Source organism: Deinococcus peraridilitoris DSM 19664, from assembly GCF_000317835.1.
Taxonomy (GTDB): Bacteria; Deinococcota; Deinococci; order Deinococcales; family Deinococcaceae; genus Deinococcus_A; species Deinococcus_A peraridilitoris.
Genome location: NC_019793.1, coordinates 2,304,056 through 2,318,657 on the forward strand (window position 1 = coordinate 2,304,056; position 14,602 = coordinate 2,318,657).

Sequence of the window (14,602 nt, forward strand, 5' to 3'; positions counted from 1 at the left end):
CAGGAGTCGGTGTCACCCCTCGTGGGCAGGAGGCAGGATATGAAACGCCAGCGCGTCACCCGGGTCGACGGAAAGACCATCAATGTCGTGCAGAGACGCGGCCACCTCAGCTACTGCTACCACGGATGCTGCTGCGGTCACGTGAAGCGCGGCTACGCCGCCGTGCCGGTCGATGTCTATAAAGACGAGTGGATTCGCCGCAAGCTGCGAAACCGCGTGCACCTCACCAAAAGCGGCTGCCTGGGACCCTGCACGCTCGCCAACGTCGCGCAGCTGCTCTTTGACGGTCACAGCGTGTGGTTTCACAGCGTGAATGACGCCTGGCAGGTGCGCGCCATTTACGACTACGTCGAGGCGATGCTGGCCGCCGACCGTTTTCTGCCCCCGCCGCCCGAACTGCTGGAGTACACCTTCAACTATTACACCTGGGACGGGCGCGAAGAGGGCGGAGCAGCGAAAGTGGCGCCTGAAGCGGACGCTTCCCCGGAGGCGCTGAGCGGGATCGCCTTTCTGACCCACGCCGACACCGATCTATTGTGCCTCGACGCGGCGCGTGACAGCTTCCCGCCGGAGTTTCCGCTCGTGACGGGCGTGAGCCTGAGCGGTATTCGCAGCGACGCGCAGATGCAGCAACTGCTCAGCGGCGCGGTTGGCGGGGCCGAAATCGTCGTGGCGCGGATTCACGGCCGCCTTTCGGGTGTGCCGGGCTACGGGCTGCTGCTCGATCATGCCCGCCGGGCCGGGCAGCGCCTGCTGCTGCTCAGCGGCACCGGGGAAAGCGACCCGGAACTCGCGGCGAGCAGCTCGGCCCCGCCGCGAGTGCAGCAGGACGCCCTGGCGTACCTGCAGGCGGGTGGCTGGCAGAACATCCGCGAACTGCTGTGCTTTCTCTCGGACTCACTGCGCCTGACCGGCTTCGGCTTCGCGCCGCCCCTCGCGCTGCCCGAGCACGGTCTTTATCACCCCGACCTGCCCGAGCACGCCACCCTGGAGGACTGGTCACGCCTCGCGCGGCCCGAGCGGCCCACGGCAGGCCTGACCTTTTACCGGGCCCACGCCCTGAGCGGCAACACCGCCTTTGTCGACGCGCTGGTGCGCGCCCTGGACGACGCGGGCCTGAACGCCCTGCCGGTGTTCACCACGAGCCTCAAGGCCACGCACGAGGGTCAGCCCGCGGTGTTTCAGTTCCTGCAGGACTCCGGCGGCACCCCGCTGGTGGATGTGCTGATCAACACCCTGTCCTTTGCGATGGGCGAGGTGAACGCGGGCGGGGTCACGAACGCCGGCTGGTCGGTGGGCGCCCTGGAGCGTCTGGGCGTGCCGGTGCTGCAGGCCGTCACGAGCGGGGGCGCGCGCGGTCCCTGGGAAACGAGCGCGCGGGGCCTGAACCCGCTCGACACCGCCATGAACGTCGCGCTGCCCGAATTCGACGGCCGCATCATCAGCGTGCCGGTGTCCTTCAAGGAGCGCGACCAGGACGGCGCGCGTTTCGTTCCCGACCTCGAGCGCTGCGCGCGCGTCGCGGGTCAGGCGCGCGGCCTGGCCCGCCTGCGCTGGCTCGCGAACAGCGAGAAACGCATCGCCTTCGTGTTCACCAATTCGGCCAGCAAGGCCAGCCAGATCGGCAACGCCGTGGGGCTCGACGCGCCCGCCTCGCTGCTCGCCCTGCTGCAGGCGCTGCGGGCGCACGAGTACGACGTCGGAGAACTGCCCGCCACGCCCGACGCCCTCATTCACGAACTGATCGACCGCTGCGCCTACGACCAGCTCTACCTGACGCCCGCGCAGCTGGGGCGCGCCGCCGGGCAGGTCAGCGTGGAGCGCTACGGGGAGTGGTTTGCCGAGCTTCCCCCGACCCTGCAGCGCCGGATGGTCAAGCAGTGGGGCGAGGCCCCCGGCGAGGCGTACGTGCACGGCGCTCAGCTGGCCTTCGCGGGCCTGGAGCTCGGCAACGCCTTCGTGGCGCTGCAGCCTCCGCGCGGGTACGGCATGGACCCCGACGCGATCTACCACACCCCGGAACTGCCACCCACCCACCACTACTACGCCCTGTACCGCTGGCTGCGGGAAAGCCCGGAGGAGGGCGGCTGGGGCGCCGACGCCATCGTGCACGTCGGGAAGCACGGTACGCTGGAATGGCTGCCCGGCAAGGGCGTGGGCCTCAGCGCCAACTGCTTTCCGGACGCGCTGCTGGGCGACCTGCCGCTCTTTTATCCCTTCATCCTCTCCGATCCCGGCGAGGGCACCCAGGCCAAACGGCGCGCGCACGCGGTCGTGATCGATCACCTGCCGCCGCCCCTCACGCGCGCCGACACCTATGGTCCCCTCGCCGAGCTCGCGGCGCTGGTCGACGAGTACTACCAGCTCGAACTGCTCGATCCCGCCAAGCTGCCCCTGCTGCAAGGGCAGATCTGGGCGCTGGTGCAGCAGACCAACCTCGGCAGCGACCTGGGCCTTGACCTCGGCCAGGTGCTGCGGCGCGATCACGGCGACCACGTGCACGAATGGGACGACGAATTCACTCCCGAGGGCGTGCCGGTCACCCTGGCTGAAATGCGCGGGGACGAGGTCGCGCACCTGCTCGAGGACATCGACGGCTACCTCTGCGAGATCGGCGCCGCGCAGATTCGTGACGGGCTGCACGTCCTGGGTCAGGTGCCGGCGGGTGAACACCTGCCCGAGATGCTGCGCGCCCTCACCCGCCTCGCCAACCTCGACGTGCCCGGCGTGGGAAGCGAGATTGCCCGGTTACTGGGCCTCGACCACGGCGCCCTGCTGGAGCGGCCCGGCGCGCGGCTCGCCGAAACGTCCCCAGAGCTCAACAACCTCGCCGGTCGCGCGCTCTTCACGCACGCGGACGTCCTCGAGCTGATCGACGAGCTGGCCTTGCACCTCTACCAGCTGCTGCAGCGCGAGACCTTCGATGCGGCCCGTATTCCCGCGGTCCTCACCGAAGTCTTCGGAGCCCGCGAAGAATGGGGCGGGTTGCCCCGCACCCTCGATTTCGTGTGTGCACAGCTCAAGCCCAACCTCGACGCGACCAGCGCCGAAATCGATCACCTGTTGCACGGGCTTGCGGGCGAGTACGTGCCCGCCGGGCCGAGCGGCGCACCGTCGCGCGGTATGGCGCACATTCTGCCCACGGGGCGCAACTTTTACGCCGTGGATCCGCGCGCCCTGCCGTCGCAGGCGGCCTGGCAGGTGGGGGAGAGCCTCGCGCGTGAGGTCCTGGCGCGCTTCCTGCGTGAAAGCGGCCAGTACCCCGAGAACGTCAGCATCAGCGTGTGGGGCACGAGCGCCATGCGCACCCAGGGTGACGACGTCGCCGAGATCCTGGCCCTGCTCGGCGCGCGGCCCACCTGGCACCCGCAGAGCCGCCGGGTGGACGGTGTGGAGCTCGTGCCCCTGGCCGAGCTCGGGCGTCCCCGCATCGACGTGACGGCGCGCATCAGCGGCTTTTTCCGCGACGCCTTTCCGCACCTGATCCAACTGCTCGACGACGCCGTACAGCTGGCCATGCACGCCGACGAACCCCCCGAGCAGAACTACCCCCGCAAGCACTACCTCGACGACCTCGCGACGCGTCTGGCCGACCTGCCGCCCGAGGAAGCGCAGGCGCGCGCGTCCTACCGCATTTTCGGCAGCGCTCCGGGCGCCTACGGCGCAGGGATCCTGCCGCTCATCCAGGAAGGCAACTGGCAGGGCGACGAGGACTTCACACGCGCGTATGTGAACTGGGGTGGCTTTGCGTACACGGCCGGGGAGAGCGGGGTGGACGCCCGTGACGACTTCCGCGAGCGTCTCGCGCACACCCAGGTGGCGCTGCACAACCAGGACAACCGCGAACATGACCTCTTTGACAGCGACGACTACCTGCAGTTTTTTGGCGGCATGATCGCCTCGATTCGCAGCCTGTCGGGGGCGCAGCCCCGGCACTACTTCGGCGACACCCAGAACCCCGAGCGCGCCCGCGTGCGCGATCTGCAGGAAGAGGCCCTGCGGGTGTACCGCTCGCGCGTCGTGAATCCCAAGTGGCTGGAGGGCATCAAACGTCACGGCTACAAGGGCGGGCTGGAACTCACCGCCACCGTCGATTACCTGTTCGGCTTCGACGCGACCGCGCAGGTGGCGCACGACTTCATGTACGAGGGCGTGGCCCAGGAGTACGCGCTGAATCCGGACACCCAGGACTTTCTGCGCGAGTCCAATCCCTGGGCGCTCAACGCCATCACCGACCGCCTGCTCGAAGCGAACGCGCGCGGGATGTGGGCGCCGCAGGAAGAGACCCTGAGACAGCTGCAGCAATTGCACCTGGACAGCGAAGCGTGGCTGGAAGCGCGTGGTGAGGCGGGGCGCCGCGCGCCCGTCTCGCCCACCCTGGGAGGAGAGCGGTGAGCTTCCCGTTCAGCGCCATCGTGGGGCAGGACGACCTGAAGCTGGCGCTGCTGCTGCTGGCGGTCAATCCGGCGGTGGGAGGGGTGCTGGTGCGCGGGGACAAGGGCAGCGCCAAGAGCACCACCGCCCGCGCGCTCGCCGAGCTGATGCCGGGCGGGGAAGAGCGAGCGCCCTTCGTCACGCTGCCCCTCGGCGCAACCGAGGACCGCGTGATCGGCACCCTCGATCTGGAGCGCGCCCTGAAAGGCGAGAAGGCGCTGCAGCGCGGCCTGATCGCGCAGGCGCACGGTGGTGTGCTGTACATCGACGAGGTGAACCTGCTGCCCGATCATCTGGTGGACGTGCTGCTCGACGTGGCCGCCATGGGCGTCAACCGCGTGCAGCGTGAAGGCCTGAGCGCCGAGCACGCGGCGGTCTTTTCCCTGGTGGGGACCATGAATCCCGAGGAGGGCAACTTGCGTCCGCAGTTCCTCGACCGTTTCGGGTTGTGCGTGGAGGTCGCTACGCCCGACGACCCCCGCGAGCGCGCGGAAATCGTGCGGCGGCGGGTGCGCTACGAAGCGGACCCGCACGCCTACGCGGCGGGCTGGCAGGCGGAACAGGACGCCCTGCGCCGGGCCCTGCATGACGCGCGCGTTCGGCTGCCGGGCGTGGAGCTGCCCGACGGGCTGCTGGAAACCATCAGCGCCCTGTGCCGGTCGTTCGGCGTGCGCAGCCTGCGGGCCGACCTCGTGCTGCACCGCGCCACGCGGGCCCTGGCCGCCCTGGAGGGCCGCGAAACGGTGACGCTGGAGGACGTGAAGCGCGCCGCGCCCCTGGTGCTCGCGCACCGTGGGCGCCAGAACCCACTGCAGCCCGGGGGCGGGCAGGACGGGCAGGACCTCGACGAGCTGCTGGACGGGCTGCAGCCGCCCCCACCCCGGGACGTGCCAGGCGAACCCGGCGAACTGGGTGAACCTCAGGACCCCGAGCCCCAGGACAACGGTCCCGAGGACGGCGCGCTTCCCACGGAAACTGATACCCACCCGGAAGCCACCTTCACGGCGTCATCCCGGGGGGTCGCGCGCATCGAGCTGCGCGGCGCGCCGGGTGAACAGAGCGGACGCTCCTCGCTCAGCCAGGGCGCGCCGCGCGGGCGCACCGTGCGTGAGCGGAAAAACGAACAGCCCGGCAGCCTGGCCGTGAGCACCACCCTGCTGAGCGCCGCCGACCGTGCGGCCCGTGCGGGCACCCCGCTCAGCGTCACCCGCGACGACCTTTACGAGCGGGTGCGAGAGGAGCGCACCGGCGTGCGGGTGCTGTTCGTCGTGGACGCCAGCGGCAGCATGGGCGCGCGCGCGCGCATGGAGGCCGTGAAGGGCGCGGCCCTGGGCCTGCTGGCCGATGCCTACGCGCGCCGCGACGAGGTGGGTGTGATCGCCTTTCGGGGTGTCCGCGCCGAGCTGCTGCTGCCCTTCACGCGTGACACCGACACCGCGCAGCGGGCCCTGCAGCAGCTGCCGACCGGCGGGCGCACGCCGCTCGCGCACGCCCTCACGCTGGCGGGCGAGGTGCTGCATTCCCGGCAGGACGGCGCCCTGCTGGTCGTGCTGACCGATGGTCGGGGCAACGTGCCGCTGCCGGGCGGCGGGGACGCCTGGGCGCAGACCCTGAGCGCCGCCGCCGCCCTGGCGGGCACACCCGCCCTGGTGCTGGATACCGAAACAGGCGTCGTGCGTGCCGGGCGCGCCGCCGAACTCGCGCGGGCCCTGGGGGCCGAGTGCCTGACGCCCGAGGCGCTGTCCGCCGAGACCCTCACGCTGGCCCTGCGCGCGAGGACCCCATCGGCAGCCGCTCAGTACCGGGGCACGCCATGACGCCACGCCTGATCGTCGCCGCGCCGCACTCGGGGGCAGGCAAGACGACCGTCACGGCAGCCATCCTGGCGGGCCTGCGGGCGCACGGATTGCGGGTGCAGCCCTTCAAGGCCGGCCCGGACTACCTTGATCCCACGCACCTCGGGGCGGCCGCCGGGGTGGCGGCGCGCAACCTCGATTCCTTTCTGCTGCCCCCCGGCACGCTCGAAGCGCTGTTCGTGCGCGCGGCGCGCGGTGCAGACGTCTCGATCATTGAGGGGGTGATGGGCCTCTTTGACGGCCGCGACCCTCTCAGCGACGACGCCAGCACCGCCGACCTGGCCCGGCGTCTGGGGGTGCCCGTCGTGCTGGTCCTCGACGTGCGGGGAGCGGCCCGCTCCGCCGCCGCGATGGCGCTGGGCTTTGCCCGGTTCGCGCCGGACCTGAACATCGCGGGCGTGATCCTCAACCGGGTGGGCAGCGAGCGGCACGCGAGGCTGTGCGAAGCGGCCCTGGCGCAGGTTGGGGTGCGCTCCTTTGGCTTTCTGCCTCGTGACGAGCGGGTCGGGGTGCCCGAGCGGCACATGGGGCTCGTCCTGGCGGGAGAAGCCCGCATCGACCATGCGGCGCTGACGCATGCCGCGCAGCAGCTCGACCTGCCCGGGCTGCTGGAGGTCGCGCGCTCCAGTCCCCCCCTGCCCGACCCGCCCGCCCTGTTGCCGCGCACCCCACGACCGGCCCGCGCCTGCATCGCCCTGGCGCGTGACGAGGCCTTCAACTTCTATTACCCGGACGCGCTCGACGTTCTGCGCGACCTCGGCGCCGAACTGATCGAGTTCTCGCCCCTGCGAGACGGGTGCGTTCCCGACGCGGGCGCCCTCCTGATCGGCGGCGGCTACCCGGAACTGCACGCCGCTCCCCTGAGCGCGAACACGGCCATGCGCGCCTCGGTGCGCTCTTTTGCGGCCTCGGGCCGTCCGGTGATCGCCGAGTGCGGTGGGCTGATGTACCTCGGCGAGACGCTGCGCGACCTGGGCGGGCGCTCTCACCGCATGTGCGGTGTGATTCCCGCCCGTACGGTCATGCGCCAGCGCCCGATCCTGGGATACCGCGAGGTCGTCACCCGCTCGCAGACTCCCTACGGTCCGGCCGGAACAGGGCTGCGCGGTCACGAGTTTCACTTTTCCGAGCTGGAGACGCCCCTGCAGCCGCCCGCGTACGGACGGGTGGGCGGAGGCGAAACCGAAGGGTACGCGGCGGGAAACGTCCTGGCCAGCTACGTTCACCTGCACCTCGCCGCCCACCCTGAAGCGGCGGAGCACTTTGTAGAGCTGGCCGCGCGGTGGACGGGGCGGACCCAGGAGGCACAGGGCACGCCGGAGGCGAGCCCGTGAGCGTCCCCCTGGCCGTGCTGCTCGACCTCACCCTGGGAGAGCCGCCCGCGAAAGTCCACCCCGTGGTGCTGATGGGGAACTACCTGCAGTTCGCCCGCCGCCGCTGGCAGGCGCGGGGTGCGCGCGGTCAGCTGCTGCAGGGCGCGGCGTGGTGGGCACTGGGAGCGGCCGGGAGTTACGCGTTCGGGCGAGGAGCGCAGGGGGCCGTGAAGGCCCTGCCGCGCCCTCTGCGCGATCTGGCGCTGGCGGCGCTGCTCAAGCCGACCTTTTCGGCGCGCGGTCTGTTTCGGGCAGTGGGCGAGGTCGAGCGGCCGTTGCGCGCCGGTGACCTCGCGCAGGCACGGCAGATGCTGTCCTGGCACCTCGTCAGCCGCGACACGGGCGACCTCATGGAGGAAGAGGTGGCGGGCGCGGCCCTGGAGAGCCTGTTCGAGAATCTGTCGGATTCGGTGGTGGGACCGCTGCTGGCCTTTCAGCTGGGCGGGTTGGGGCTGGCGTACCTCTACCGCTTTGCCAACACCGCCGACGCCATGTGGGGCTACCGGACACCGGAACTGGAGTGGAACGGAAAAGTGGCCGCGCGCGCCGACGACGCGCTGAACCTTTTGCCCGCGCGGGTGAGCGCGCTGCTGATTCTGCTGGGAACCCGCGTGACCGGAGAGGACGCCGCGCGGGCCACGCGGGTCTGGCGCGCAGACGCACACCTCACCAGCTCCCCGAACGCCGGTCATCCCATGTCGGTCGCGGCGGGCGCGCTGGGCGTGCGGCTGGACAAACGCGGACACTACATCCTCAACGCGGCAGGCCGGGCACCCCAGGCGGGCGACCTCGCAGGGGGCCTGCGGCTCGCCGCGGCGGCGCTGGCGCTCGGGGCAGTGCTGCTGATCGGGGGAGGGCGTGCCTGAAGGGCCACAGCCCCGCCATCCGCAGTTGCCCCGCGCGCCGCACGGCGGGCCCGGCACCGCTCCCTTTGCCGGGATCGACTTCAGCGTCAACACCAATCCTCTGGGGCCCAACCCGGTCTTGCTCGCGGCGGCGCGGGCGGCGGACCTCGGCGCCTACCCCGATCCTGGCATGCGCGCCGAGCAGGAAGTGCTGGCCGCCTGGCACGGGGTGTCCCCTGCAGAGGTGGTCCCCGCCACGGGCGCGTCCGAACTGCTGCACCGGCTCGCGCGCGCGTACCTGGGCGGCCATGACCGGGTGCTGTCGGTGCTTGCCCCCTTCGGGGAGTTCGCCCGCGCCGCCGCGCTGCAGGGGGCCGCGCTGTCGGTCGTGGAGCCCGAAGGGGCGCGCGAGGCCGTCCACGCGGAGTCACCCACCCTGGTCTACCTGTGCCGGCCGCACAATCCGCTGGGTGTCAGCTTGGTCGCCGAGAACGCGACAGCCCTTGCAGACACCTGCCGGGAGATGGGGGCCCTGCTGATTCTCGACGAGGCCTACGTCGGCCTCGCGCCCGCTCTGGAACCCGTGCCCCCTCACCCGGCCTTGGTGCGCCTGCACTCGCCCGGCAAGCTGCACGGCCTGGTGGGGGTGCGTCCCGCCTACGCCCTGGCCGCTCCCGAGGTCGCGGCGGTCCTGGTGAACCTCGCGCCCGCCTGGAGCGTCGGGGCGCCGACCCTGGCGCTGCTGCGCGCGCTGCCCGCTGCCCAGGAATTCGTGCATGAAAGCCTGCCGCGCTGGCAGGACGCGGCCCGCGCCCTCAAGGCGGAGCTGCGCGCACTCGCCCCTGTCCACGACGAAGCGCTACCCTATTTCACGATGAGTGTCGGCGATGCACGCGGCGTGACGGCGCAGCTCCTCACGCGCGGCGTGAAGGTGCGCGACTGCACGAGTTACGGCTTTCCCGGGCGGGTGCGGATCTCGGCCCGCCTACCCCACGAGAACGCCCGCCTCGTTCAGGCAGTTTCGGAGGTATTGGGTGGGTAGGGCCCTGATGGTGCAGGGCTGCACGTCGAGTGCGGGAAAGTCCTACCTGGTAAGCGCCCTGTGCCGCGCCTTTGCCAACGAGGGGGTGCGGGTGGCGCCCTTCAAGGGGCAGAACATGAGCAACAACGCCGGCATCACCCGCGAGGGCGGCGAGATCGGGCGGGCGCAGATCGTGCAGGCCCGCGCGGCGCGCGTGGAGCCGCAGGCCCGCATGAACCCGGTGCTGCTCAAACCGGAAGCCGATTCCCGCTCGCAGGTGGTGGTGCTCGGCAAGGCCGACCTGGCACTCTCGCAGCTTCCCTGGCGTGAGCGCAAGGCGCACCTGTGGCCCTTCGTGCGCGACAGCCTGCACGGCCTGCTGGCCGACTACGACTTGGTGCTGATCGAGGGGGCGGGCAGCCCGGCCGAGGTGAATTTGCGCGCCGGGGACATCGTGAACATGCGCGTGGCGCTGGAGGCGCAGGCGCGGGTACTGCTGGCCGCCGACATCGACCGGGGAGGCGCCTTCGCACACCTGCTGGGCACCTGGCACTGCCTCAGTGCCGAGGAGCGCGCGTTGCTGGGGGGGTTTATCCTGAACAAGTTCCGCGGTGACCCCGCTTTGCTCAGCCCCGCCCCCGAGTGGCTGGAGCAGCAGACCGGGGTGTCCACGGTAGGCATCGTGCCGATGCTGGGGATTCCCCTGCCCGAGGAGGACGGGCTGCTGCCTGACCGCTCCGCGCCGCTCTTCGAAGCGGGTGCCCTGGCGGGCTCGGTGGCCATTGCCCGCCTGCCCCGGGTGGCCAACCTCGACGAATTCGCGCCGCTGGGAGAGCTGGCACGTTGGGTGACAAGTCCGGCCGAGCTGGCGGGCGCACGGGCGGTGATTCTGCCGGGCTCCAAGAGCGTGCGCGCCGACCTCGCGTGGCTGCGTGAAACCGGTCTGGCGGGCGCCGTGACCCGCCTGGCCCGCGAGGGTGTGCCGGTGCTGGGCGTGTGCGGTGGCCTGCAGATGCTGGGCCGCACGCTGCGCGACCCGCACGGCATCGAAGGTGGGGGAGAAGCGAGCGGACTCGGCCTGCTGGACCTGGAAACGACCCTGGAGCCCGAAAAGATCACCCGCGAAGTCGCCCTGAAGGACGCCGAGACGGGCAGCGTCCTGCGCGGGTACGAGATTCACCACGGCCGCACCGTCGCGGGGCCAGAGGTGACCGAGACCCTGCCGGGCGCGGCCTGGCGCAGCGGCAACGTGCGCGGCGCCTACCTGCACGGCCTGCTGGAGAATCCCGCTTACCTGGAGGCGTTTCTGGGCTGGGCGGGCCTGCAGTCCACGGCGGCGCTCGACACCCTCGATTCACGCCTTGACGCCCTGGCAGAGCAGGTCAAGGCCGGTCTCGACTGGGCGCGTGTGCGTGACCTGGCGCTGGGAGTCTGATGGGCCGCCTGATCTTCGTGACCGGGGGAGCGCGCAGCGGCAAGAGCGCCTTCGCCGAGCGGCGCGCGCTGCAACTCGCGCCCGTGAAGCGCACCTACATCGCCACCGCCCAGGCCTTCGACGACGAGATGCGCGAGCGGATCGCCCGTCACCAGGGCGAACGCGCGGCGGGCTGGCAGACGCTGGAGGAGCCACTGAACGCCGCCCGCGCCCTGCATGAAGCGCCCACCCCGGTGGTGCTGCTCGACTGCCTGTCGCTGCTGGTGTCCAACCTGCTGCTGCTGGACCTGCCTGCCGAGGACATCCTGGCGCGCGTGCAGGACCTCATCGAGGCCGGACGGGAGCGGGAAGGCACACTCATCGTCGTCTCGAACGAGGTCGGTTCGGGCATCGTGCCCGAGTACCCCCTGGGGCGCCGGTACCGCGATGTGCTGGGCTGGGCCAACCAGCGCATGGCCGCCGCCGCGCAGGAAGCGTATCTGGTCGTGGCGGGTTTGCCACTCACGCTGAAATCCGAACCGTAGGGCGCTCGGGTGGGTCAGCTGCCGCAGTACAGGCTGACGGGCTTGCGGTCCGCGACATTTTTCATCCATTCCAGCGCGTCGTTCAGCGCCACCTGACGGGTCTGGTAGTGGTTGATCCCGCGGTAGGTCTTGTAGGTCACCGCCCGACCCAGCTTGCACTGCTCGCCCACAAAGGCCCGTTGCGCCGCCTCGGTGACGATGTCGTCGGTGCTGCCCTGCGCCACGAAAGCCGGAATGCTCGCGCCTGCCTTGTTCATGCCGGCGTTGTTGGTCCGCAGCACCTTGGCCCAGGTCGGGTATTTCTGTGCCAGGGTGCCGTCTCGCAGTGCACGGACGAACTCCGGCTGGAAGACGTCCTCGGGGCGCTTGCTGTACATGCTGTAGAGATCGGCGATGCAGCGGCTGCGGGCGTTGGTGTTGAGCCCGTTGTACACCTTGGGCAGCAGAATCTGCCGGGCATCGGCCTGATTCTTGCCGTAGTACGCTTCGTAGGCCGCGACCGCGTACGGCGCGAAGGCAGCATTCTCACGCCAGAGCGTTTCGACGTTGGTGGTCGCGCCGAAGACGGCCACGCCCGTGACCGGCACATCAGGGGCATAACGACGCGCGAGGTCGGCGGCGGCGAAACTCGAGTGGCCTCCCTGCGAGTACCCCGAGAAGAACACCGCGTCCTGCGGACGGGCGCTGAGGCTCTTTCCGGCGCCCTCGAAAAACTGGTAGGCGGCGCGCGCGGCGTCCAGCATGATGCGCGCCTCGCTGGCCGACACGAAGTACGGCTGCAGGCGGTCCTTGTCATTGAAGTAGGCGTAATCGGTCATCACCCCGATGAAGCCCTGCGCGGCGTAGGACAGCATGTGCCCCTGGTACCAGCCCCACGACGCCACCTCGGGGCGTTCGTTGAACACCGAGCAGGCGTCCGCGAGGCCGGTGGTGCCGGGTCCCAGGACGTACACCGGCAGCTTGGTGCCCTTGGGCACCTGCGGCACGAAGATCTGCGCCCGCACGGTCAGGGGTTTTCCCTTCTCGTCGGTGGAGCGCAGGGTCAGGTCGTAGCGCGCGACGCTGTAGCGTGGTGCGGGCGGTGCGTTGCGCGAATACAGGGCCTGCCCGGCCTGCGTGATGGCGGCGGGCGTGTAGGTGCCCGAGGCTTTGGCGCCGGTCAGGGTGCGGGGCGTTGCGGCCTGGGCAGTCATCAACAATGAAGCGGTCAGTGCGCTGAGCATCAACAAGGGACGTCGCATGGTTGTGATCAGTGTCAGCTCTCCTTTCTTCCGGCTTGATACGAGCTGTCTGAACGCTTCTTCAAAAAGTACCCGATGTGGCGTTTGCGGCAACCCGGTGTGGCGGACTGTGGGCCGAGCAAAAGGCTCACCGGGCCGCCAGGCGGTCCGCAGCTCAAGGCCGGCGGGCCAGACTCAATCGCCCCCACATGAAAAGGTGGTTTTTGCCTTTTACGCTGGATCGACGTCAATTGAAGGACAACGCGACACCGTGTGCTGGAGTTTTGTGCAGAACAACACGGAAGAGAGGAGTTCGCCGTGAGTGAAGACGTGACCCGCGACCCGACACCGGGCCCCGAACGCCCGGGGAGCGTGCGCTGGCTTCCTTTGCTGCTCGGGCCGCTGCTGGCCTTGCTCACGTCGGTGATTCCCGCGCCGGGAGACTTGCCGGAAAGTGCCTGGCGGCTGGTCGGGCTGACCTTGTGGATGGTGACATGGTGGCTCAGCGAGGCCGTGCCGCTGGCCGCCACTGCGCTGCTGCCCATTCCTTTTATGCCACTGCTGGGCATCAACGAGGCCGGGCCCACCACCGCCAGCTACGCCGACCCGCTGATCTTTCTGTTTCTGGGTGGCTTTCTGATTGCGGCGGCCATGCGCCGCTGGAATCTGCACACCCGCATCGCGATGAACATCGTGCGGCGCATCGGGACGAGCCCCGCGGGCATCATTGGTGGCTTCATGCTCGCCACGGCCTTTCTGTCGATGTGGATTTCCAATACCGCGACCGCCGTCATGATGTTCGCGGTCGGCGTGAGCCTGATCGAGTACCTGCGCGGCAGCGGCCTGCCGGCGGCGCAGCTGCGCGGTTTCGGGGTGGCCCTGATGCTGGGCATCGCCTACAGCGCCAGCATCGGCGGCGTCGGGACCTTGATCGGCACGCCCCCCAACGCGTTGCTGGCCGCCTACGCCGGGCGCGAACTGGGCGTGGCCATCGACATGAGCCGCTGGATGCTGCTGGGCGTGCCCTTTGTGATCCTGATGCTGGCCTTCACCTGGTTCTGGCTGACCCGCGTGGTGGGGCGCGTGAACGAACTGCGCCTGGAAGGCGCGGCGAGCGTGGTGGACACCGAGCTGGCCAAGCTGGGCGCCCTGCGCGGGGGCGAGCGCGGCGTGCTGGTTATCTTCGTGCTGACCGCCCTGGCCTGGATCTTCCGTCCGCAGCTTGCCGAGCTGACCGGCCTTACCCTGAGCGACACGGCCATCGGGCTGATCGCGGTGTCGCTGCTGTTCGTGCTGTCCTCGGGCGGGCGGCGCCTGCTCACCTGGCGCGACGCCGAGTCGATTCCCTGGGGTGTGCTGCTGCTGTTCGGTGGCGGGCTGGCGCTGGCGTCCGCTTTCGGAGCGACCGGCCTCGCGCAGGCCATCGGTGGGGCGGTGAGCGGTTTGTCGGGCATCAACGTGTGGCTGCTGGTGCTGCTCGTCACGACCATGATCGTGTTTCTGACCGAACTCACCAGCAACACCGCCACGGCGGCGACCTTTCTGCCCATCATGGGCGCGGTCGCCGGGGGTCTGGGCGAGAACGCGCTGCTGCTCGCCATTCCGGTGGCTATCGCGACCTCGGCGGCCTTCATGATGCCGGTGGCGACGCCGCCGAACGCCATCGTCTTTGCCTACGAGGACCTCAAGATCCGTGACATGGTGCGGGCGGGCTTTGTGCTCAACATCGCCTCGATCACGGTGATCGTCGCTTTGCTGGCGCTCCTGGCGGGGCCGGTGTTTGGGATCGAACCGGGCGTGCCCCTGGCGCCCAGGAGCAGCGGGCAGTAGCGCGGCGGACTGGTGCTGGTCCCAGCGCGTAATCAAGCGCTGGGGCTTTTCCTGGTGAGGCCGG

9 protein-coding genes are annotated in these 14,602 nt (G+C 70.2%); 8 read left to right on the top strand and 1 reads right to left on the bottom strand.

The window, feature by feature from the left end; genetic code table 11:
- The first annotated feature begins 39 nt into the window (after window positions 1-39).
- The 7 genes from DEIPE_RS11285 to cobU are packed head-to-tail and all read left to right on the top strand — an operon-like array spanning window position 40 to window position 11,488.
- Window positions 40-4,395, top strand: coding sequence for a cobaltochelatase subunit CobN (locus DEIPE_RS11285; protein ID WP_015236096.1), 4,356 nt, complete (start codon window positions 40-42; stop codon window positions 4,393-4,395).
- The gene (locus tag DEIPE_RS11290; protein ID WP_015236097.1) at window positions 4,392-6,251 is read left to right on the top strand and encodes a VWA domain-containing protein; all 1,860 of its coding nucleotides are present in this window, start codon (window positions 4,392-4,394) and stop codon (window positions 6,249-6,251) included. The genes DEIPE_RS11285 and DEIPE_RS11290 overlap by 4 nt, the downstream gene beginning before the upstream one ends.
- Window positions 6,248-7,624: a cobyrinic acid a,c-diamide synthase CobB gene (locus DEIPE_RS11295; RefSeq protein WP_015236098.1), complete on the top strand. Its 1,377-nt coding sequence runs from the start codon at window positions 6,248-6,250 to the stop codon at window positions 7,622-7,624. The genes DEIPE_RS11290 and DEIPE_RS11295 overlap by 4 nt, the downstream gene beginning before the upstream one ends.
- Window positions 7,621-8,529, top strand: a complete 909-nt coding sequence (gene cbiB / locus DEIPE_RS11300; protein ID WP_015236099.1) for an adenosylcobinamide-phosphate synthase CbiB — start codon at window positions 7,621-7,623, stop codon at window positions 8,527-8,529. Before DEIPE_RS11295 ends, cbiB begins: the two co-directional genes overlap by 4 nt.
- Entirely contained in the window at window positions 8,522-9,550 is a 1,029-nt protein-coding gene (locus tag DEIPE_RS11305) for an aminotransferase class I/II-fold pyridoxal phosphate-dependent enzyme (protein ID WP_015236100.1), read from the top strand. The genes cbiB and DEIPE_RS11305 overlap by 8 nt, the downstream gene beginning before the upstream one ends.
- A gap of 7 nt (window positions 9,551-9,557) precedes the next feature.
- Entirely contained in the window at window positions 9,558-10,964 is a 1,407-nt protein-coding gene (locus DEIPE_RS11310) for a cobyric acid synthase (protein WP_041230855.1), read from the top strand.
- Window positions 10,964-11,488, top strand: a complete 525-nt coding sequence (gene cobU / locus DEIPE_RS11315; protein ID WP_015236102.1) for a bifunctional adenosylcobinamide kinase/adenosylcobinamide-phosphate guanylyltransferase — start codon at window positions 10,964-10,966, stop codon at window positions 11,486-11,488. The genes DEIPE_RS11310 and cobU overlap by 1 nt, the downstream gene beginning before the upstream one ends.
- 14 nt (window positions 11,489-11,502) lie before the next feature.
- Here cobU and DEIPE_RS11320 read toward each other — a convergent pair whose 3' ends face one another.
- The gene (locus DEIPE_RS11320) at window positions 11,503-12,729 is read right to left on the bottom strand and encodes a lipase family protein (protein ID WP_041230856.1); all 1,227 of its coding nucleotides are present in this window, start codon (window positions 12,727-12,729) and stop codon (window positions 11,503-11,505) included.
- Between the two features lie 297 nt (window positions 12,730-13,026).
- Here DEIPE_RS11320 and DEIPE_RS11325 point away from each other — a divergent pair, with 297 nt between their 5' ends.
- On the top strand, window positions 13,027-14,538 hold the full coding sequence (locus DEIPE_RS11325; protein WP_015236104.1) for an SLC13 family permease: 1,512 nt from the start codon (window positions 13,027-13,029) through the stop codon (window positions 14,536-14,538).
- Window positions 14,539-14,602 lie beyond the last annotated feature (64 nt).

Excerpts from the sequence above, each read along its gene's own strand:
- DEIPE_RS11285 (WP_015236096.1), top strand. The coding sequence starts at position 40 with ATGAAACGCCAGCGCGTCACCCGGGTCGACGGAAAGACCATCAATGTC.
- DEIPE_RS11295 (WP_015236098.1), top strand. The coding sequence starts at position 6,248 with ATGACGCCACGCCTGATCGTCGCCGCGCCGCACTCGGGGGCAGGCAAG.
- DEIPE_RS11310 (WP_041230855.1), top strand. The coding sequence starts at position 9,558 with ATGGTGCAGGGCTGCACGTCGAGTGCGGGAAAGTCCTACCTGGTAAGC.
- cobU (WP_015236102.1), top strand. The coding sequence starts at position 10,964 with ATGGGCCGCCTGATCTTCGTGACCGGGGGAGCGCGCAGCGGCAAGAGC.
- DEIPE_RS11320 (WP_041230856.1), bottom strand. The coding sequence starts at position 12,729 with ATGCGACGTCCCTTGTTGATGCTCAGCGCACTGACCGCTTCATTGTTG.